Source organism: Nitrincola lacisaponensis (assembly GCF_000691225.1).
Taxonomy (GTDB): Bacteria; Pseudomonadota; Gammaproteobacteria; order Pseudomonadales; family Balneatricaceae; genus Nitrincola; species Nitrincola lacisaponensis.
Genome location: NZ_JMSZ01000015.1, coordinates 99160 through 118882, shown reverse-complemented (window position 1 = coordinate 118882; position 19723 = coordinate 99160). Strand labels below are relative to the sequence as shown.

Here is a 19723-nt window from a genome sequence, read left to right as displayed (position 1 = left end):
CCCATGAAAAAACTTACCCTGTTACTGCTACTGTCGGTTTTTACACTGAGCGGCTGTTCAACATTGGTCAGTTCAACCCGGGAGACACCGATTGAAGAGAATGAAGGCCGCCGCACACTGGGTAATTATATTGAAGACAATTCAATTGAGTTCAAATCTAAGGTCAATCTGAACAAGGGCTCACAGGCCTTGTCGCAGTCCAATATCAGCGTTAACAGCTTTAACGGTCAGGTATTGCTGACAGGACAGGTACCGGATGAACGCACCAAGCAGGAAGCAACTGAAGTTGTCAGTCAGCTACGTGAAGTTCGCAAGATTCATAATGAACTCGAAATCGCAGGCCCTACATCAATGATGATTCGTGCCAACGATACCTACCTGACTGGACGTGTCAAAGCACAACTGCTGGCAGACAACCGCACCAATGGCATGCGCATCAAAGTGGTAAGCGAAAACGGCACAGTCTATCTGATGGGGCTGGTCACCCGCCATGAAGGCGAAGTCGCCGTGGAAGTCGTGCGCAACATCGTCGGCATTAACCGCATCGTCAAGGTGTTTGAATATATCTGACAGATCTGCATGGACTACAGCTGATGGTACACAGCAGATTCCGCACATAAAAAAAGAGCGGCCTGGCCGCTCTTTTTATTATTTGATCACTTTCAGACTGGGCTTTGACTTCGTCGACTTTTTAGCTGCCTTCGAAGCGCCACCCTTAACCGAGACAGGCCCGGTTGAAGGCCCAGAAGATTGCGTTGGCACATCCGAAACAGGCTGATCAGCCTGTTGCATCAGCACTTCAGCACCCGGCTCCATACCAAATCCCATGCCTTGACCATTTTCACGCGCATAAATAGCCAGCACTGCAGCCAACGGAATAAAAACATTCATTGGTACGCCGCCAAACCGGGCATTAAATGAAACCCCTTCCTGATCGATAACCAGATGCTGCACAGCCGAATAACTGACATTCAGCACCAACTGCTCATCACGACTGAACTGATCTGGAACAATTACACCCTGGAGTCGGGCATCGACTGCCAGATGAGGTGTCAAATCGTTATCCGTCATCCACTGATGCAGTGCCTGAAGCAGATAGGAACGACTGGGAGTGAGGCTCATAATATCTCTACCGAAGGTTAATCTGAGTGATCAATCACGCATTTCTTTTTCAGCTTCAGACAAGCTGGCCTGGAATGACTCACGCTCAAACAGACGCTTCATATAAGACAGCAACGCACTACACTGTGCCGCTGGCAGTTCAATACCCATTATGGGCAGACGCCAAAGCAACGGTGCGATACAGCAATCTACCAGAGTAAACTCATCACTCATAAAGAAGGGTTTTTCAGCAAATATCGGCGCTATCGAAACCAGACTGTCTCGCAATTCCTTGCGACAAAACTCCAGATGATCCGGATCAGCTGTACCCGCCAGGAGCGTATCTGCATAGCCACACCAGTCACGCTGGATACGGTACATAAACAAACGGCTATCAGCACGTGCAACCGGATATACCGGCAACAACGGCGGATGCGGAAAGCGCTCGTCCAGATATTCCATCATAACACCTGGCTCATACAGGACCAGCTCACGATCAAGCAGAGTCGGCAAAGTGTTATAAGGATTCAAACCAGCCACATCCTCTGGCAGATCATCAATTTTGCAGTCAACAATATCAACTGCAACACCCTTCTCAGCCAACACGATACGGACACGATGGCTGTAATGATCATCACCGTCTGAGAAGAAGGTCATGGAAGAACGTTTAGCTACCACTCCCATTGAGTTACCTCGTTTATTACAGGGGGATCATAAAACAAAAAACTACGCGACCCATACAGGCCGCGTAGCTGGCTATACCTGAAAAATTTCAGGCTTAATGTATATCTCTCCAGTACTCACGCTTCAACAGGTAAGCAAAGAAGGTGAAAATTGCCAGGAAGATCAGTACATAAGTACCAATTCGCTCAGCCTGCAGACGTGAAGGCTCACCTACATAGGTCATGAAGTTAGTCAGGTCATAGATCGCCTGATCAAACTCAGCTGGAGTCATGCTACCCGTACCCGGCTGTACCTGCAGACACTGACCACTGCGATTACCGGTCAGCGGGTCCAGTGTACCCGTGAAACCACCACGCGCTTCCAGCTCTTCACGTGAACAGTGATTGATCACGATACCCTGCAAGTCTTCCAGTACGTTAGGCATACCAACGTCTGCGAACACACCGTTATTCACTCCAAAGCGAGCTGAATCATCACGGTAGAAGGTACGCATGTAATTGTACACCCAGGCACTGCCACGCAGACGTGTTTCCAGCGTCAGATCAGGTGGCGGCGCACCAAACCAGCCAGCAGCATCACCTTTATCCATGGAGATAGTCATCAGATCATTGATGGCGTGATCACCCAGAATCAGGTACTCCTCCATCAGATCTTCCGGGATACCAAGATCTTCTGCTGTACGCGCGAAACGCTGATACTCCATGGAATGACATCCCATGCAGCGGTTTACAAACAGCGCCATACCACGCTGCAGAGACTCCTGGTCACGCAAATCCGCTTTGAAACTTTCCATTGGATAGTTGGATGCCGCGGCTGAGGCCAGCCCAGGCAAGCATACCATCAATAATGCAATCAGATATTTTTTCATCAGCCTGTCACCCTCTGCGGAACCGGTTTAGTGCTTTCCATTCTGGTGTAGAACGGCATCAGAATGAAATAAGCGAAATACAGCACTGTACAGATCTGAGCAACCGTCGTCCGGCCATCAGTCGCAGGCAAAGCCCCCAGAATACTGAGGATAACGAAGCTGATTGCAAAGATCACCAGGAAAATTCTGCTAATCCAGCCTTTGTAGCGCATGGATTTAACCGGGCTACGATCCAGCCACGGCAGCACAAACAGAATCGCAATCGCAGCACCCATAACAACAACACCCCAGAACTTGGCATCTAATCCAAACAAGCTGAAGGTCACTGCACGCAACATGGCGTAGAAAGCTGTAAAGTACCAGACAGGCGCAATATGATCTGGCGTTTTCAAGGCGTTAGCAGGCTCGAAGTTTGGCGCTTCTATAAAGAAGCCCCCACCTTCAGGGAACCAAAATACCACGATTGAAAACACGAACAGGAACACACCTACACCGACAAGATCTTTGACAGAGTAGTAAGGGTGGAATGGAATACCATCTTTAGGGATGCCATTTTCATCCAGATTTTCGCTGATCTCGATACCATCCGGATTGTTCGAACCCACTTCATGCAACGCAATAATGTGCAGCACAACCAGCGCCAAAATCACGATTGGCAGCGCCACTACATGCAAAGCAAAGAAACGGTTAAGGGTAATGCCGGAGATCAGGTAATCACCACGAATCCACTGCTGCAGATCAGGACCGATCACCGGAATAGCACCAAACAGGGAAATAATAACCTGTGCACCCCAGTAAGACATCTGACCCCAAGGCAGCAGGTAGCCCATGAAAGCTTCTGCCATCAATGCCAGATAGATGGTCATACCGAAGATCCACACCAGCTCACGCGGCTTTTTGTATGAACCATACATCATGCCACGGAACATATGCAGGTAAACAACCACGAAAAATGCTGAAGCGCCAGTAGAATGCAGGTAACGCAGCAACCAGCCATACTCTACATCACGCATAATGTATTCTAGTGACGCAAAAGCACCTTCAGCTGAAGGGTTATAACTCATGGTCAACCAGATACCGGTAACAATCTGATTTACCAGCACCAGCAGCGCCAGCGAACCAAAGAAATACCAGAAATTGAAATTTTTGGGAGCGTAGTATTTGGAAAGATGGTCTTCCCACAAAGCCGTTGCGGGGAAGCGATCATCGATCCACCCCATCAAACCCGGATTACCTTTATTACGATGACCAGCCATTATACATCCTCCGGATCTATACCAATTATCAGGGTGTTATCATCCAGATACGCATGCGGCGGGATGACCAGATTGGTTGGTGCAGGCTGTGCGCGGAATACACGTCCAGAAAGGTCAAAACGCGAACCGTGACACGGACAGAAGTAACCACCCAACCAGTTATCACCCAGATCAGCCGGTGCAATTTCCGGACGATAGGTAGGTGAACAACCCAGATGCGTACAGATACCGATCAGTACAGCAAACTCCGGACGCAGCGCGCGCTCAGGCGTCTTGGGAATGTAATCAGGCTGTTCAGCACGGTTGGATTCCGGATCGGCAACACGATCATCCATGGTTGCCAGATTGGCCAGCGCTTCTTCGGTACGACGAACAATCCAGACAGGACGCCCACGCCATTCAACAATCATCTGCTGACCCGGCTCCAGCTTGCTCACGTCAGCACGCGCAGGTGCCCCTGCCGCTCTGGCCTTGGCACTGGGATGCCAGGACGCTACGAACGGCACAGCCACACCTACAGCACCCACTGCGCCCAGCGCAGAAGTGGCACCGAGGAGAAGCCGACGCCGACCTTTATTCACGCCGTCATTGCTCATTAATTTCATCTCCACTCATTCAGCCTCACCCGACAGAAATTGCCTGATTCAGCCGCCAGTCATTAAACCCAAGAATCGAATTCTTCAAATGGCGCAAATATTAAAGAAAATACCCAATTTATACAAGGTAAAAACCTACCTACCTTATGCCTATTGCATTAAGTAATCACCCGTAACATCTTGATAGACAGCGCTTCAAGGGATAAATAACCACATAAAAAAACCCGGAAAGCGTGAGCTTTCCGGGTTTTCTGTAACGCAACCGAATTGATTGCTGAAAAAATTAACGCTTGGAGAACTGTGGACGCTTACGTGCTTTACGCAGACCCACTTTCTTACGCTCAACCATACGCGAGTCACGCGTAACAAATCCAGCTTCACGCAATGCAGGACGCAGAGTCTCATCGTACTCCATCAGTGCACGTGTGATACCGTGACGGATCGCACCCGCCTGACCGAAACCACCGCCACCGGCAACCGTGACATACACATCGAACTTCTCGGTAGTACCGGTCAGTTCCAGAGGCTGCATAACGATCATACGCGCTGTTTCACGACCGAAGTAGTTTTCCATAGTGCGCTGATTGATGGTGACTTTACCGGTTCCAGGACGCAGGAAGACGCGAGCGGTAGAAGTTTTGCGACGGCCAGTGCCGTAGTACTGAGTTGTAGACATATTCGCCTTCCCCTTAGATATTCAGTTCTTTAGGTTGCTGAGCCTGGTGCGGATGCTCTTTGCCCGCATAGACTTTCAGCTTGGAGTACATTGAACGACCCAGCGGTCCTTTCGGCAGCATGCCTTTAACGGCCAGCTCAATGGTACGCTCAGGGAAGGTCTGGATCATCTTGGTGAAGTTGGCTTCTTTCAGCCCACCTGGGAATCCAGTGTGACGGTAGTACATTTTGTCGTTACGCTTGTTGCCGGTTACATGCACTTTCTCTGCATTTACAACAACGATGTAATCACCGGTATCAACGTGCGGCGTGTATTCAGGCTTATGCTTGCCACGCAGACGACGTGCAATTTCAGTTGCCAGACGGCCCAGGGTCTTACCCTCTGCGTCTACAACGTACCAGTCGCGTTTAACTTCGGCTGGCTTGGCGCTAACAGTAGTTTTCATTGGTCGTTTCACCTTAACTCGTTAAGTCTCGATCCACCTTTTCACAAGGGGTTCCGACTTACCTTATAGTTATTCGTTGCCAGTCAGACTGACAAACCTTCACATACCCGCTATTGCGAGAGCGCGCAATTATACGCGGCTTTTTTCAAAAAGACGAGTCTGCCCGCTATTTTTTTAGCAGTATTTCATACCGCATGCCGTTCAGTCAGCAAGCTTGACCAGCACACGGCCTCGCACTTGTCCCTGCATCAATTGCTGCGCCGTTTCAACGACCTGATCCAGCCCAATTTCATGACCTATCATGTCAAAATCCGATGCCTGAAGCAGCTCAGCCAAACGCTGCCAGGCCTGCTCACGATCCTTCAGAGGCCGCATCACGCTGTCAATACCGGCCAGCGTGACGCCCCGCAGAATAAACGGTGCAACGGTTGCAGGAAACTCCATTCCCTGAGCCAACCCACAGGCAGCCACCACACCACCGTAACGGGTTTGCGCACAGGCATTCGCCAGCGTATGACTGCCGACCGAATCAATTACGCCCGCCCAGCGCTCTTTCTGTAACGGTTTGCCTGGTTCGCTCAGACTTTGTCGATCCAGTATTTCTGACGCACCCAGTCGGGTTAAGTAGTCCTGCTCTTCGGGTCGGCCTGTGGAAGCCACTACGTGATACCCCAACCGACTCAGCAGCCTGACAGCAAAACTGCCAACACCACCATTGGCACCCGTCACCAGCACATCGCCTGAATCCGGCCGCACCCCGTGCTGCTCAAGCGCCTGCACACACAGCATGGCCGTATAGCCCGCTGTTCCGGCTGCCATGGCTTGCGCTGGCGTCAAGCCAGCTGGCAGTGCAATCAGCCAGTCACTGCTCAGTCGCGCCTTTTCCGCCAGACCACCCCAGTGCTGCTCTCCTACCCCCCAACCATTCAGCAAGACCAGATCACCGACCTGAAAACGCCCTGCAGAGCTCTGCAAAACACGCCCGACCAGATCCACACCCGGCACCATCGGAAACTTGCGCACCACAGGTCCCTGACCGGTAATGGCCAGGCCATCTTTATAATTCAGCGTACTGTAGATCACTTCTACCAACACATCTCCCGCGGGCAACTGAGCTTCATCGATTTCAGTTAATCGGGCGTGATACCCCTGTTCGTCGTTCTTATCGATCAGGATGGCGCTAAACATGTGACCTCCAGTGTTATAATTCTATGGTGGTTGAACCCTACCCGGCACGATGTTCCCTGGCCAGATACTCATGCGACTGCATTTCCAGCAACCGACTCTTGGTACGCTCAATCTCAAAAGACAGGCGCCCTTCTGTATACAAATCGTGAATACCCACTTCTGCCGACAGGATCAGTTTGACGCCGCTGTCGTAAAACTCGTCAACCAGATTGATAAAGCGACGTGCAGCATCATCATTCTGACGCCCCAACTGCGGCACATTACTCACCAGCACCTCATGATAGATCTTGGCCAGCTCAATATAATCATTCTGTGAACGCGGCCCCTCACACAGCTCCTGGAAATCAAACCAGACGACATCTTCACAGACCCGACGACAACGGATATGGCGGCTGTTCACCTCAATCAACTGATCGTCACGCGCTTCATTTACATCAGGCGCCAGACTTTCAAAGCTCTTGTTCAGGCTGACATCTGCCGCTGCATCCAGCGGGTAGTGATATAACTCTGCCTGTTCCAGCACACGCAAACGGTAATCGATACCGCCGTCGACATTGACCACCTCGGTATACTTGTTCAACAAGGCGATCGCTGGCAGAAAACGCGCACGCTGCAAACCATCTTTATACAAGCCATCAGGCACAATATTGGACGTCGCCACCAAACTGACGCCATTAGCGAACAGCTGTTCCAGCAGGCCACCCAGAATCATGGCATCCGTAATGTCGGACACAAAAAACTCGTCGAAACAAATAATGCGCGTTTCCGCTGCATATTTTTTCCCAATTTCGACCAGCGGATTTTTGGTTCCCTCCAGCTGTTTAAGCTCCTGGTGCACACGCTGCATAAAACGGTGAAAGTGGGTACGCATCTTCTGCTCAAAGGGCAGACTGTCGTAAAAAGTGTCCATCAGGTAGGTTTTGCCACGCCCGACCCCGCCCCAGAAATACAGGCCCTTCAGAGGCTCTTTCTGCTCTTTGCGGATCATGCCAGACAAGCGACGAATCATGCTGGGCACCGGTGCATTCACCGAGGCAATCAGCTCATCGTACAAACGCTGCAGATGCTGAACAGCCATTTCCTGGGTCGCATCATAGGAAAAATCGTCCCGCAGCAAATCTTTCTGGTAACGCTCTAGGGGTGTCATAAACGCTTAAACCTCGGTCTCTATCGTGACAAGCGCAAAACTTTACTGTGCTGCCCACCGGCTTGCAATGATCCATTGGCGTAACGCCATCACTTTAGCTCCACACGGCTTTGACAATTTCCATTGCTGCCTGAATCGGTGGTTCAGAAATACGGTCTTTTCGACAGACAAGCCCTAGCGAAGCCTCCAGACTGACCTGATCAGCAATCACAATTCCCTGCTCGTGTGACGCCTGCAACGCCAGAGAGTCGCGCGCCAGCGCCAGCGCCACACCGGAATGCACCAAATCCATCATGGAAGACTCTACATCCACCTTGGCCACAACATTCGGCTCCAGCGACAACTCGGTGAACACACGCTGCAACAGACGGTGATGCACAGACTCAACAGGTGTTGCAATCCAGGGCAGCGCACAGAGTGCCTGCCAGTCTTTTCCCTTAACCTGCGACTTCCAGCCAGGCGGCGCGATGACCCGATAGTGAAAATCCGTCAGCGCCAACACACTGAAGCGCGCCTGCATGTCGGTTAACCCCGGAAATCCCAGCGTAAACGCGACATCCAGAGCGCCTGATTCAACTTCCCTCAAGACAGCCCCTGAAATGCCGTGCCGAAGCTCATAGGTCAGCCCTGGATGATGACTGGCCATCGCTTGCAGAAACGGCCCCAGACGCAAAAACTCAGGATCGACAATGGTCCCGATTTTCAGCTCGCCATGCACCATCCCCTTCAAACCGGCAGCTGCAGACTGAAATGCCGTTGCCGACTCCAGTGCCTGCTCAGCTGACGCCAGCAATCGACGCCCCTCATCAGTCAACTGCATACCACGCGGGGTGCGCTTGAACAGCACCAACCCCAGTGAGTCCTGCAGCTTTTTTAACTGCAAACTCAACGCTGGCTGAGTCATGCACAAGCGTTCTGCAGCACGGGTCAGGCTTCCGGTCTGTGCAATCGTGACAAAGGCTTTAATCAGCGCATAATCCAATCATCTATCCTTCTGCGTTATTCGGCATTCAGAATCCATGCAGCGGCTTTTTCAGCAATCATCAGTGTGGGTGAGTTCGTATTACCACTGGTAATCAGCGGCATCACACTGGCATCAACCACTCGCAGGCCCTTGACTCCACGTACCCGCAGATGCGAGTCCACCACAGCCATTGGATCACTCTCGCGTCCCATTTTAGCCGTTCCAACCGGATGAAAAATGGTGGTAGCGATATCACCCGCTAACTGGGTCAGCTCTTCATCCGTCTGATACTGAGCGCCTGGACGCCACTCTTGCGGCTGGTAAGGCTGCAGCGCAGGCTGAGACACAATCTGACGAATCTGCCTCAGGCTCTGCGCCGCAATCCTGCGATCTTCCTCAGTACTGAGATAATTAGGCGCGATCATTGGTGGCTCATCGAACCTGGATGAGCGCAGGCGCACATAACCACGACTGGTCGGATTCAGATTGCACACACTGGCGGTGAACGCCGGAAAGGGATGCAAATCTTCACCAAAAGCATCAAGACTCAGCGGTTGCACATGATACTCCAGATTGGCATAGGGCTGATCCGGATCAGACTTGGTAAAGGCACCCAACTGACTGGGAGACATACTCATCGGCCCTGAACGCTTCAGCAAATACTCCAACCCGATTGACGCCTTGCCGACCCAGCTATTCGCCATGGTATTCAGTGTTTTCACGCCACTGACTTTGTATACAGCACGAATTTGCAGGTGGTCCTGAAGGTTTTCACCCACTCCGGGCAGATCCACCAGCACTTCAATACCCTGCTCGGCCAGCAGCCTTGCCGAGCCGATACCCGACAACTGTAACAGCTGAGGAGAACCTATGGCACCCGCCGACAGAATCACCTCTTTGGCGGCAGTCACATCTACAGACTGGCCTGCTCGCCGCACCCTGGTACCCGCACAGCGTGGTGGACCGCCTGTCGATGTTTCGAACACCAGCCGCTCAACTTGCGACTCTGTCCAGACCGTCAGGTTGTGGCGCTGCTGCACTGGCTTCAAAAATGCCTTTGAGGTATTCCAGCGCCAGCCTTTGCGCTGGTTGACTTCAAAATACCCGACGCCTTCATTATCACCACGGTTAAAATCATCTGTTTTAGGAATACCGGCCTGAACCGCAGCATCGGCAAAGCTTTCGAGAATATCCCAGCGTAATCGCTGCTTCTCAATCCGCCACTCACCACCATGACCGTGCCAGTCTGAAAAACGCTGACCATCAGCCAACTGCGGATCTCGCCCCTGATCCAGCCGATAATGGTTTTCATGCTTTTTGAAATAAGGCAGGCAGTTTTGCCAACGCCAGGCATCGTCACCTGTCAAAGCAGCCCAGGCATCATAGTCACGCGCCTGACCTCGCATGTAAATCATGCCGTTAATGGAAGAGCAACCGCCCAGCGTTTTACCACGGGGATAACGCAATTGTCTGCCATTCAGTCCGGCATCCGGTTCGGTCTGAAATAACCAGTCAGTACGCGGGTTACCAATGCAATAGAGGTAACCGACAGGAATGTGAATCCAGTGGTAATTATCCTTTCGACCTGCCTCGATAAGCAGCACCCGGTTGGCAGGATTCTGACTCAATCGATTCGCCAGCAGGCAACCCGCTGAACCTGCGCCAATTACAATATAATCGTAGCAATCAATAGACATGGCGATGTCATGCGCTCTTGTTGTTATAGTCATTCTGGCACTCCACCCTGTAGATATTTGCATGCGCCTGTTTCAGCAATGTCGCAAATACACAAAGCGAAATCCAATAAGAATTTCAAAACTGCATTATTACAGTTTGTTATATCAAAAAAGATGGATTTCTATAAGCCAAACAGCCTGACCAGCGGTGGTATCAGCAACGAACTCAGCACACCGGTCAAGCCCATCGCCAAGCCGGCAAAGGCACCCGCTATCGCACTGGTCTGAACAGCATAGGCCGTACCAAAGCCATGTGCCGACAGGCCCAAAGCAAACCCCATTGCCGCATCCGATTTCAGCCTGAGCAACCTGAACACGGCTGGTGCCGTCAAACAGCCAATAACACCGGTGAGCAACGCCAACCCGGCTGACAGGGACGGATATCCCCCAATCTGCTCGGAAATACCGATCGCAATCGGTGAGGTCACCGATTTGGGCGCCAGTGACAGCAGCAACCGTGCATCACCACCCATAAGGATACCGACTGCCAGTGTGGTTGCCGCAGCAAAAATACTACCGGTGACACAGGTGACGAGTATGGGTAGTAACAGCCGACGTATCCGCGCCAGATGGTCGTACAGGGGAATTGCCAAGGCCACTGTCGCCGGTCCCAGCATAAAATGAATAAACTGAGCCCCTTCAAAGTAGGTGCTATAGTCAGTCTGAGTCAGCAGTAACACACTGATGATCATCAACATCGCCACGAACACAGGGTGCAGTAGTGCAGTCCCGCCCGCCTTGCGATTGATCCAGGTCGCGACCATAAAAGAAACCAGCGTAACGACGATCCAGAACAGCGGCCGTGCCGCAAAATACACCCAGAAATTAGCGATCTCCACGTGCCTTGCTCCTGCCAAGTTGTCGTTGTTCAAGCTTCTGCATCATCCAGGCCGTCAGGATCAGTGTCAGCACAGTACTCACCAAAATAGACAGAATCACCAGCAACCAGTGCTGTGCCAGCAGCTCTGCAAATACCATCAGTCCCACGCCAGCCGGGATAAACAGTAATGAAAGATGGCGAATTAACCACTCCGAAGGCACCCTCAAGGCATCAGGCACCTTGCCGTAGATCATCAACCCCAGCAACAGGATCAGCATACCCGCTACAGGTCCGGGAATCGGCACACCCAACCACACCATCAGCAACTCTCCGGCCAACTGGCAGAGCAATAGAATCAACACCCCCTGGATCATATTCACCTCTTTCAGCTTCGCTGTATTACCAGCCATTCAGACGCATAGACGCCCGCAGTATGCGCTGCTCTTCCGCTTCGATTTCCTGCAGATTGTCACGAATACTGTGAATATGCTCTACAGCTGCACGACGCGCCTGCTCAGGCAAGCGATCAATCACCGCATGAAACAGACGCGCATGCTGGCGATCAATCTGGCGTTTCTGTACCGGGCGGTGGTACAGGTTGTTGAGGGATGCAAACACTGAACTGATCAGCAAATCCGTCAACGACTGCAGCGTATGCACCAGCACCGGATTATGAGACGCCTCACAAACAGCCAGATGAAACGCATGATCCAGCCGGGCATGCTCACGTAACTCAATCGGATCTTCAGACTGGGTTAACGCCACCATTGCCTCATAGCGTCGCCGGATCAGAATAAAATCAGCCTCTGTTCCCCGCATCGCCGCCAGACGGGCAGACTCCCCCTCCAGCAGTGCACGAACTTCCAGCAAATCATAAATAGTCCGGGGATGCTCGCTGAACAGATGCATTAAGGGTGCAGCTGGCTCCGGCATCAGTCTGGCGACAAATGAGCCCCGCCCATGTTCGGTCACAATAATCCCGCGTGCACGCAGCAGTTTAAGTCCCTCTCGCAGAGCAGAGCGGGAAAAACCCAGCTTTTCCGACAAACGGCGCTCAGACGGCAAGCGCTGCCCCGCTTTCAAGACACCATCAAGAATCAGAGTTTCAATACGTTCCGCAACCACATCGGCAATTTGCCGCACTTCATCTGTCATGAACAACACCTGACTAACTGGTATGACCAGTTGATTGAAATCACCACAATAGAGTCAAGTATAAAATAATATAGCGCAGCAGCAACAAGTTATAGACTGATATCCATAAAGCCCCGGAATATCTGGTATGACCAGTTAATCAAAAGGTTGACCTGATCAATATCAGCAACCAAGATGCAGACATTGAAAACGATAATAAACCTGCAAGACCTGAACACAGGACTGGATCAATGAACATACTCTACGATGAGCGACTGGACGGCCCATTGCCCACGCCGGACAGAACCGCTCTGCTGCACAAGCTCAGCATTCGCGTCCCTGATCTGCAAATACTGCACACAGAAGAAGCACTGAAACCCTATGAGTGCGACGGCCTGGCTGCCTACCGTACCCTGCCGCTACTGGTCGTACTTCCAGAGACCATTGAGCAGGTACAACGGATCATGCAAACCTGCCATGAACTCAACGTCCCGGTCGTTGCACGTGGCGCGGGTACCGGCCTGTCAGGCGGAGCGCTTCCGCTACAACAGGGCGTGCTGCTGGTCATGGCCAAGTTCAACCGCATACTTGAAGTGAACCCGCAAGGACGTTTCGCCCGTGTGCAGCCGGGTGTACGTAACTTGGCAATATCAGAAGCATCTGTCGCGCACGGCCTTTACTACGCGCCGGACCCGTCCTCCCAGATAGCCTGTTCCATCGGTGGTAATGTGGCTGAAAACGCCGGGGGTGTTCACTGTCTGAAATACGGCCTGACGGTACACAACCTGATCAGCATAGAAATTGTCACCGTCGAAGGCGAGCGCATGACGCTAGGCAACGACGCTCTCGATGCCCCCGGGTTTGATCTGATGGCCCTGTTTACCGGCTCGGAAGGCATGCTCGGCATTGTGGTTGAAGTCAAGGTCAAGTTACTGCCCAAGCCCCAGGTTGCACGCGTACTGATGGCCAGCTTTGATGATGTCGAGAAAGCCGGACTGGCTGTTGGCAGCATTATTGCCGCGGGCATTATCCCCGGTGGACTGGAAATGATGGACAACCTGGCCATTCGCGCGGCCGAAGACTTTATTCATGCAGGCTATCCCGTCGACGCTGAAGCCATTCTGCTGTGCGAGCTGGATGGAGTCGAATCCGATGTCGATGAAGAAACGGCACGTGTCCGTGAAGTGCTGGAAAAATCAGGCGCTATCGCCGTTCAGATCGCTCAGGATGAAGCCGAACGTCAGCGCTTTTGGGCGGGCCGTAAAAACGCCTTCCCCGCCGTCGGACGCATTTCCCCCGACTACTACTGCATGGATGGTACCATTCCGCGCCGCGAACTACCCGGAGTATTGAAAGGCATCGCCCAGCTGTCAGAGAAGTATGGTTTACGTGTTGCCAACGTCTTCCATGCCGGAGATGGCAACATGCACCCCCTCATTCTGTTTGATGCAGACCAGCCAAACGGCCTGGAAACAGCAGAAGCACTGGGAGGCGAAATTCTGGAACTTTGTGTTCGCGTTGGCGGCACCATTACCGGTGAGCATGGCGTTGGACGTGAAAAAATCAATCAGATGTGCGCCCAGTTCAATGATGACGAACTGGAACTGTTCCATGCCGTGAAAGCCGCGTTTGACCCCAAACGACTGCTCAACCCCGGCAAGAACATCCCAACTCTGAACCGCTGTGCTGAATTTGGTGCCATGCACATTCATCGTGGCGAACTGCCCTTCCCGGAACTGGAGCGCTTCTGATGTCGACTCAACCTGATCACTCTCAAAACCGTCCCGGCGAGCGCTGCAGTACAGCCACAGAAGCCGCTCTTCTGGAGCAGGTCTGTGAAGCACTGCACGAAGCACGACCACTGCAGATTCAAGGTGGCAACAGTAAAGCATTTCTGGGCCGTCAAATACAGGCAGACCCGCTGGATACCCGCTCCCACCAGGGTATCGTCAACTATGACCCTACTGAACTGGTCATTACCGTTCGTGCTGGAACCCCGTTAAAGCAACTTGAAGCCATCCTCGCCGAACAAGGGCAAGTACTTGGATGTGAACCCCCACATCTGGGTGACAATGCGACCGTTGGCGGCATGGTAGCAACCGGGCTGTCAGGGCCCAGACGTCCCTGGTCAGGCTCCGTACGCGACTTTGTACTGGGCACCAAGGTCATCACCGGACATGGCAAGCTGCTGCGTTTTGGTGGTGAAGTGATGAAAAACGTTGCAGGCTATGACCTGTCCCGCTTAATGGCAGGCAGCTTTGGCTGCCTGGGCCTGCTGACCGAAGTCTCCATGAAAGTACTGCCCAAGCCCCGTCATGAACGGCATCTGGTGCTTTCCTGTGATCAATCCACAGCTCTGCAGCGCTTAACGGAATGGGCGCAACTGCCGCTCCCCATCACGGCAGCCTGCCACTACCAGGATCAACTTTACCTGCGTCTTGAGGGTGGTGAAGCGTCAGTGCAGCATTTTGCCGACAGCCTCAACGGCACGGCACTTGATCCAGTATTCTGGCAGCAGTTGAAAGAGCAACAACTGCCCTTTTTCCAGAATCCCAAGCCTCTATGGCGACTTTCACTGCCCGCGCATGCGGGTCAACTGGAACCTTCAGACGATTGTTTAATCGACTGGGGCGGAGCGCAACGCTGGCTGAAAACAGATCTGCCCGAAACGCAGTTGCGTGATATCGCCAGCCAGCTCGGTGGCCATGCCACCTGCTTTACCGCAGGTGTCACCGCACAGCCTTTCCAGCCTTTGCCACCCTTGCTGATGCGCTATCATCAGCAACTGAAGGCACAGTTGGACCCCAAAGGCATCTTTAACCCCGGACGCATGTACAGCGACTATTGAGCAGAGCGAGAACACCATGCAAACCAATCTGTCTGATGAAGCACAAAAGCTGCCACGCGCTGAAGAAGCCGCTGCCATCCTGCGCAGCTGCGTGCACTGTGGTTTCTGCACAGCCACCTGTCCAACCTATCAACTGCTCGGGGATGAGCTGGATGGCCCACGTGGGCGCATCTATCTGATGAAGAGTTTCTTCGAAGGTGGCGAGGTTACCCGGGAAACCCAGGCACATCTGGACCGCTGTCTGACCTGCCGGAACTGTGAAACAACCTGCCCTTCCGGAGTGCAATACCATACGCTTCTCGATATCGGCCGCGCTGCAATTGAAGAAAAGGTCGGACGTCCTTTCTCCGAAACACTGGTGCGCAACACACTGCGCAAAGTGCTGCCAACGCCACAGATTTTTGATCCACTGCTGAAAACCGGGCAGTTACTGCGCCCCGTACTGCCCAAAAGCCTGAAACAGAAAATTCCGGCCGACAGTATCAAGGCCAAACCACGCCCCAGCCAGACACATGCACGTAAGATGCTGATTCTGGAGGGTTGTGTACAACCAAGCCTGTCACCCAACACCAATGCCGCCACGGCCAGAATTCTGGACAAACTGGGCATTCAGGTCATCAGCGCCACTGAGGCAGGCTGCTGTGGTGCAGTTGACTACCATTTGAATGCACATGAAACTGGACTGCAGCGTGCCCGGCGTAATATCGACGCCTGGTGGTCCATGATTGAGTCAGGCGCAGAAGCCATTATTCAAACAGCCAGCGGCTGCGGCGCGTTTGTCAAAGAGTATGCAGACCTGCTCAAAGACGACCCTGACTATGCCGATAAGGCTGAAGTCATAAGCCGTCTGAGTCAGGATCTGGTCGAGATTCTGGCACGAGAAGACCTCAGCCAACTGACACTCAACGCCAGCCAGACACTGGCTTTCCATTGCCCTTGCACCTTGCAGCATGCCTTAAAACTGAATGGCGCTGTCGAACAGGTGCTGCGCAAACTCGGCTTTAGCCTTACCCAGGTACCCAATGCACACCTGTGCTGCGGCTCTGCAGGCACCTACTCAGTGACACAACCTGAGTTGTCGATGCAACTGAGAGACAATAAACTGGACGCGCTGGAAAGTGGCAAGCCCGATATCATTGCAACCGCAAATATCGGCTGCCAGACCCATCTGAATGGCGCTGGTCGCACACACGTGCGACACTGGATCGAAATCGTTGAAGAAGCACTAACACAATAATTTATAACAGACCCGAACAGGAGATCGTTGATGTATACCAAGCAGGCACTCACGCTGAACGAAGCCAACCAACTGATTGAGGCAGCTTTCAGCGAAGCCAGACAGCAGGGTTGGGCCGTTGCCGTTGCCGTTGTAGATGATGGTGGCCACCTACTGGCGATGCAGCGCATGGAAGACTGCGCCCCTGTTGGCGCCTACATTGCTGTTGAAAAAGCACGCACAGCCGCACTGGGACGTCGTGAAACCAAAATTTATGAAGATATGATCAATGGTGGCCGCAATGCTTTCCTGTCAGCGCCAGTAATCACCGCTACGCTTGAAGGTGGTGTCCCGGTTCTGCATGACGGACAGGTCGTTGCCGCCATTGGCGTCTCCGGTGTCAAGCCGGATCAGGATGCCCAGGTCGCCAAGGCAGGAGCTGCCGCTCTCAACGCCTGACCTGAACACAGGCTGCCACTCTGGCAGCCTGCAATACCCTTCTTCACTTTTCCTTTCACTTCAAATAGTTAAATAAATTCGCGTTAAAAATAATATATTTCTTTAAAATTCAGAAAAAAATCATATTTCTTATATAAAAATAAGTTAAATCCTATGGCCTGTTAATAGATATAAGTCTTTTGTTCCTTCAGAATAGCCAACCTTGACGTCAGAACCTTGAAGTTATGGGCCAAAAGACGGCTTATAACCTCAGGTTTCCAGGCAAGACCAACAACAATAACGAACGGAACAACATCACAATGGAAGCATTAGTTAATACTATTAACGGCTTTATCTGGAGCGATGCTCTGATATTCCTGTGCCTTGGTGCAGGTCTGTTTTACTCAATTCTTACCCGTTTCGCGCAGGTTCGTCATTTCAAAGAGATGTGGCGTCTGCTGTTCAACAACAACGAATCCGATAAAGGTATTTCCTCCTTCCAGGCACTGGCAGTGTCACTGTCAGGTCGTGTCGGGGTTGGTAATATTGCCGGTGTTGCCGCAGCGATCGGCTTTGGTGGTCCCGGCGCCATCTTCTGGATGTGGGTAGTTGCGTTTTTGGGTGCCAGCACGGCCTATGCAGAATCCACTCTCGGTCAGATCTACAAGGTCAATGATAACGGCCAGTATCGTGGTGGTCCTGCGTACTACTTCGAACGCTGCCTGGGCTGGAAGTGGCTGGGTATCGTCTTTGCCATCTCGGCTATCGTTGCCTGCGGTATCTTCCTGCCAGGCATCCAGGCTAACGCTGTCGGTAATGCTGTCACTCAGGTGTTCGGTGAAGGCCAGCTGGTTTCCAGCAGCTATGGCGAAGTGGGCACCACCAAACTGATTGCACTGGCGATTATCCTGATCGTACTGGCATTCATCATCTTCGGTGGTATCAAGCGTATCGCTCACTTTACCCAGATCGTCGTTCCTTTCATGGCACTGGGTTACATCGTCATGGCAATGATCATCATCTTCCTGAACCTGGACAAAGTACCGGGCGTATTCGGTCTGATCCTGTCCGATGCCTTTACAGCTCAGGCAGGTTTTGGCGCTGCCATCGGCTGGGGTGTAAAACGCGGTATCTACTCCAACGAAGCCGGTCAGGGAACAGGTCCTCATGCAGCAGCAGCGGCTGAAGTACAGCACCCTGCACAACAGGGTCTGGTACAGGCATTCTCTGTATATGTAGATACGCTGTTTATCTGTACGGCGACTGCACTGATGATCCTGATCACTCAGCAGTACAACGTACAAGGCACTCTGGAAGCAGGTCAGTTCATCGTTCAGAACGTTGCAGCTGAAACCGTTATCGGTTCTCCGGCCTTTACACAGATGGCGCTGCAGAGTGTGTTTGGCGGGTTTGGTCCAATTTTCGTCGGTATCGCACTGTTCTTCTTTGCGTTCACCACCATCCTGGCGTACTACTACATCGCTGAAACCAACGTCGCTTACCTGCGTCGTGCACTGAAGCTGGATATTCCGCTGACACTGGTCAAGCTGGTGATCATGTTCATGGTCGCCTATGGCACCGTCAACACCGCGGGTTATATCTGGGACCTGGGTGATATTGGTGTAGGTCTGATGGCCTGGATCAACATCGTCGGTATTCTGGTGATCTTCTTTGTCTCCAAGCCCACCATGAAGGCGCTGCGCGACTATGAAGAACAACAGAAAGCAGGCGGTCCCATCACCTTTGACCCGGTTAAACTGGGCATCAAAAATGCCACTTTCTGGGAAGAGCGACTGAAGGATCAGAAGTCCAAGTAAGGCCTTCCATCAAGCCCGGTACGCCGGGCTTTTTCTTGTATGCCACACACCCTTCACAGCTTGAGTTTTATCAATTTTCTACCTTGTTTTGCGCTTTTATATAGATTTTTTCGACAAAGCTGCTTAATATCGCAGCCAATGGACATCGCGATTCGGAACGCATTTTGTTGATCTTTTGGGAGGACCAAATGGACTTTTATCCAAAAAAAGCCATGCTCGTTGGCTTTACATGTTTCATGCTCGCCGGCTGCGCCGCAAATCAGGCTCAGGTTGAACAAACCACCCATACCCCACAAGCCATTGAAAGCATCCGCTCTGTCGCGGACAGCTTGATCAGTTCGCCTCATCTGCAAATGCAGCACCGGGACGACAACACCCTGTTGATCGAATTCCCCGGCATCCAGGCATTCAGTTTTGATGGTGCTGGCTTAAGCCAGCCTCTTCGGACTGCACTGACAGATGTCGCAGGCGTCCTGTCACAACACACCCAGCTGAATGTTGAGGTATTGGGCCATACCGACAACATTGGTAACCCAGACTATAATCAGACCCTGTCTGAAAACCGTGCTCATCAGGTTGCTGACTTCCTGAACCAGCAAGGTATCCAACGATCACGCATTCAGGTAACCGGCATGGGGCCATCTGCACCCATTGCGGATAACCGAACTGCTGAGGGCCGTGCGGCCAATCGTCGAGTTGAACTGATCATCTTTGATTGATCCAAACGGATAGACCAGGCCCTGATATCTGAAAATATTATTCATTGATCAGGGCCTGCTATCTGAGATA

21 protein-coding genes are annotated in these 19723 nt (G+C 52.2%); 7 read left to right on the top strand and 14 right to left on the bottom strand.

What is annotated here, in order from left to right; translation table 11 throughout:
- Nucleotides 1-3 precede the first annotated feature (3 nt).
- Nucleotides 4-570: a BON domain-containing protein gene (locus ADINL_RS02880; RefSeq protein ID WP_036543766.1), complete on the top strand. Its 567-nt coding sequence runs from the start codon at nt 4-6 to the stop codon at nt 568-570.
- 78 nt (nt 571-648) lie between these two features.
- Here ADINL_RS02880 and ADINL_RS02875 read toward each other — a convergent pair whose 3' ends face one another.
- The 14 genes from ADINL_RS02875 to glcC all read right to left on the bottom strand — a co-directional run bounded on the left by ADINL_RS02875 (nt 649) and on the right by glcC (nt 12636).
- The gene (locus tag ADINL_RS02875) at nt 649-1122 is read right to left on the bottom strand and encodes a ClpXP protease specificity-enhancing factor (RefSeq protein ID WP_036543764.1); all 474 of its coding nucleotides are present in this window, start codon (nt 1120-1122) and stop codon (nt 649-651) included.
- A gap of 30 nt (nt 1123-1152) precedes the next feature.
- A complete protein-coding gene (locus ADINL_RS02870) occupies nt 1153-1785 on the bottom strand; it encodes a glutathione S-transferase N-terminal domain-containing protein (RefSeq protein WP_036543763.1) in 633 nt (210 codons plus the stop codon).
- A 94-nt stretch (nt 1786-1879) separates the two neighbouring features.
- Nucleotides 1880-2653, bottom strand: coding sequence for a cytochrome c1 (locus tag ADINL_RS02865; RefSeq protein WP_036543762.1), 774 nt, complete (start codon nt 2651-2653; stop codon nt 1880-1882).
- The gene (locus ADINL_RS02860) at nt 2653-3909 is read right to left on the bottom strand and encodes a cytochrome b (RefSeq protein WP_036543761.1); all 1257 of its coding nucleotides are present in this window, start codon (nt 3907-3909) and stop codon (nt 2653-2655) included. Before ADINL_RS02860 ends, ADINL_RS02865 begins: the two co-directional genes overlap by 1 nt.
- Nucleotides 3909-4505, bottom strand: coding sequence for a ubiquinol-cytochrome c reductase iron-sulfur subunit (petA, locus tag ADINL_RS02855; protein ID WP_036543760.1), 597 nt, complete (start codon nt 4503-4505; stop codon nt 3909-3911). Before petA ends, ADINL_RS02860 begins: the two co-directional genes overlap by 1 nt.
- A gap of 283 nt (nt 4506-4788) precedes the next feature.
- Nucleotides 4789-5181 carry a 30S ribosomal protein S9 gene (gene rpsI, locus ADINL_RS02850; protein WP_036543759.1) on the bottom strand — a complete coding sequence of 131 codons (393 nt, stop codon included), beginning with the start codon at nt 5179-5181 and terminating at the stop codon, nt 4789-4791.
- 13 nt (nt 5182-5194) lie between these two features.
- The gene (rplM, locus tag ADINL_RS02845) at nt 5195-5626 is read right to left on the bottom strand and encodes a 50S ribosomal protein L13 (protein ID WP_036543758.1); all 432 of its coding nucleotides are present in this window, start codon (nt 5624-5626) and stop codon (nt 5195-5197) included.
- Nucleotides 5627-5827: 201 nt separating this feature from the next.
- On the bottom strand, nt 5828-6814 hold the full coding sequence (gene acuI / locus ADINL_RS02840) for an acrylyl-CoA reductase (NADPH) (RefSeq protein ID WP_036543756.1): 987 nt from the start codon (nt 6812-6814) through the stop codon (nt 5828-5830).
- Nucleotides 6815-6851: 37 nt separating this feature from the next.
- The gene (zapE, locus tag ADINL_RS02835; protein WP_036543754.1) at nt 6852-7961 is read right to left on the bottom strand and encodes a cell division protein ZapE; all 1110 of its coding nucleotides are present in this window, start codon (nt 7959-7961) and stop codon (nt 6852-6854) included.
- A 94-nt stretch (nt 7962-8055) separates the two neighbouring features.
- Nucleotides 8056-8943: a LysR family transcriptional regulator gene (locus ADINL_RS02830; RefSeq protein ID WP_036543742.1), complete on the bottom strand. Its 888-nt coding sequence runs from the start codon at nt 8941-8943 to the stop codon at nt 8056-8058.
- Between the two features lie 17 nt (nt 8944-8960).
- Entirely contained in the window at nt 8961-10655 is a 1695-nt protein-coding gene (locus tag ADINL_RS02825; protein ID WP_239644321.1) for a GMC family oxidoreductase, read from the bottom strand.
- A 128-nt stretch (nt 10656-10783) separates the two neighbouring features.
- Nucleotides 10784-11500, bottom strand: a complete 717-nt coding sequence (locus tag ADINL_RS02820; protein WP_338036390.1) for an LrgB family protein — start codon at nt 11498-11500, stop codon at nt 10784-10786.
- The gene (locus tag ADINL_RS02815) at nt 11487-11891 is read right to left on the bottom strand and encodes a CidA/LrgA family protein (protein ID WP_239644320.1); all 405 of its coding nucleotides are present in this window, start codon (nt 11889-11891) and stop codon (nt 11487-11489) included. The genes ADINL_RS02820 and ADINL_RS02815 overlap by 14 nt, the downstream gene beginning before the upstream one ends.
- Complete coding sequence (glcC, locus tag ADINL_RS02810; protein ID WP_036543736.1) at nt 11881-12636, bottom strand: transcriptional regulator GlcC; 756 nt, start codon at nt 12634-12636, stop codon at nt 11881-11883. Before glcC ends, ADINL_RS02815 begins: the two co-directional genes overlap by 11 nt.
- Nucleotides 12637-12866: 230 nt before the next feature.
- On the opposite strand from glcC, the gene glcD reads away from it, so the two are divergent.
- The 6 genes from glcD to ADINL_RS02780 all read left to right on the top strand — a co-directional run bounded on the left by glcD (nt 12867) and on the right by ADINL_RS02780 (nt 19653).
- Nucleotides 12867-14366 carry a glycolate oxidase subunit GlcD gene (gene glcD / locus ADINL_RS02805; RefSeq protein ID WP_036543735.1) on the top strand — a complete coding sequence of 500 codons (1500 nt, stop codon included), beginning with the start codon at nt 12867-12869 and terminating at the stop codon, nt 14364-14366.
- Nucleotides 14366-15463: a glycolate oxidase subunit GlcE gene (gene glcE, locus ADINL_RS02800; protein ID WP_084154364.1), complete on the top strand. Its 1098-nt coding sequence runs from the start codon at nt 14366-14368 to the stop codon at nt 15461-15463. The genes glcD and glcE overlap by 1 nt, the downstream gene beginning before the upstream one ends.
- 16 nt (nt 15464-15479) lie before the next feature.
- Complete coding sequence (gene glcF / locus ADINL_RS02795) at nt 15480-16700, top strand: glycolate oxidase subunit GlcF (protein ID WP_036543734.1); 1221 nt, start codon at nt 15480-15482, stop codon at nt 16698-16700.
- Between the two features lie 30 nt (nt 16701-16730).
- Nucleotides 16731-17138, top strand: coding sequence for a heme-binding protein (locus tag ADINL_RS02790; protein WP_036543726.1), 408 nt, complete (start codon nt 16731-16733; stop codon nt 17136-17138).
- 299 nt (nt 17139-17437) lie between these two features.
- Nucleotides 17438-18934 carry an alanine/glycine:cation symporter family protein gene (locus tag ADINL_RS02785; protein ID WP_036543724.1) on the top strand — a complete coding sequence of 499 codons (1497 nt, stop codon included), beginning with the start codon at nt 17438-17440 and terminating at the stop codon, nt 18932-18934.
- A 188-nt stretch (nt 18935-19122) separates the two neighbouring features.
- The gene (locus ADINL_RS02780; protein WP_152547605.1) at nt 19123-19653 is read left to right on the top strand and encodes an OmpA family protein; all 531 of its coding nucleotides are present in this window, start codon (nt 19123-19125) and stop codon (nt 19651-19653) included.
- The last annotated feature ends 70 nt before the right edge of the window (nt 19654-19723 follow it).

Bases quoted from the DNA above. Each gene is read 5' to 3' on its own strand.
- ADINL_RS02880 (WP_036543766.1), top strand. From the start codon at position 4: ATGAAAAAACTTACCCTGTTACTGCTACTGTCGGTTTTTACACTGAGC.
- ADINL_RS02875 (WP_036543764.1), bottom strand. From the start codon at position 1,122: ATGAGCCTCACTCCCAGTCGTTCCTATCTGCTTCAGGCACTGCATCAG.
- ADINL_RS02870 (WP_036543763.1), bottom strand. From the start codon at position 1,785: ATGGGAGTGGTAGCTAAACGTTCTTCCATGACCTTCTTCTCAGACGGT.
- ADINL_RS02865 (WP_036543762.1), bottom strand. From the start codon at position 2,653: ATGAAAAAATATCTGATTGCATTATTGATGGTATGCTTGCCTGGGCTG.
- ADINL_RS02860 (WP_036543761.1), bottom strand. From the start codon at position 3,909: ATGGCTGGTCATCGTAATAAAGGTAATCCGGGTTTGATGGGGTGGATC.
- petA (WP_036543760.1), bottom strand. From the start codon at position 4,505: ATGAGCAATGACGGCGTGAATAAAGGTCGGCGTCGGCTTCTCCTCGGT.
- rpsI (WP_036543759.1), bottom strand. From the start codon at position 5,181: ATGTCTACAACTCAGTACTACGGCACTGGCCGTCGCAAAACTTCTACC.
- rplM (WP_036543758.1), bottom strand. From the start codon at position 5,626: ATGAAAACTACTGTTAGCGCCAAGCCAGCCGAAGTTAAACGCGACTGG.
- acuI (WP_036543756.1), bottom strand. From the start codon at position 6,814: ATGTTTAGCGCCATCCTGATCGATAAGAACGACGAACAGGGGTATCAC.
- zapE (WP_036543754.1), bottom strand. From the start codon at position 7,961: ATGACACCCCTAGAGCGTTACCAGAAAGATTTGCTGCGGGACGATTTT.
- ADINL_RS02825 (WP_239644321.1), bottom strand. From the start codon at position 10,655: ATGACTATAACAACAAGAGCGCATGACATCGCCATGTCTATTGATTGC.
- ADINL_RS02815 (WP_239644320.1), bottom strand. From the start codon at position 11,891: ATGGCTGGTAATACAGCGAAGCTGAAAGAGGTGAATATGATCCAGGGG.
- glcC (WP_036543736.1), bottom strand. From the start codon at position 12,636: ATGACAGATGAAGTGCGGCAAATTGCCGATGTGGTTGCGGAACGTATT.
- glcD (WP_036543735.1), top strand. From the start codon at position 12,867: ATGAACATACTCTACGATGAGCGACTGGACGGCCCATTGCCCACGCCG.
- glcE (WP_084154364.1), top strand. From the start codon at position 14,366: ATGTCGACTCAACCTGATCACTCTCAAAACCGTCCCGGCGAGCGCTGC.
- glcF (WP_036543734.1), top strand. From the start codon at position 15,480: ATGCAAACCAATCTGTCTGATGAAGCACAAAAGCTGCCACGCGCTGAA.
- ADINL_RS02790 (WP_036543726.1), top strand. From the start codon at position 16,731: ATGTATACCAAGCAGGCACTCACGCTGAACGAAGCCAACCAACTGATT.
- ADINL_RS02785 (WP_036543724.1), top strand. From the start codon at position 17,438: ATGGAAGCATTAGTTAATACTATTAACGGCTTTATCTGGAGCGATGCT.
- ADINL_RS02780 (WP_152547605.1), top strand. From the start codon at position 19,123: ATGGACTTTTATCCAAAAAAAGCCATGCTCGTTGGCTTTACATGTTTC.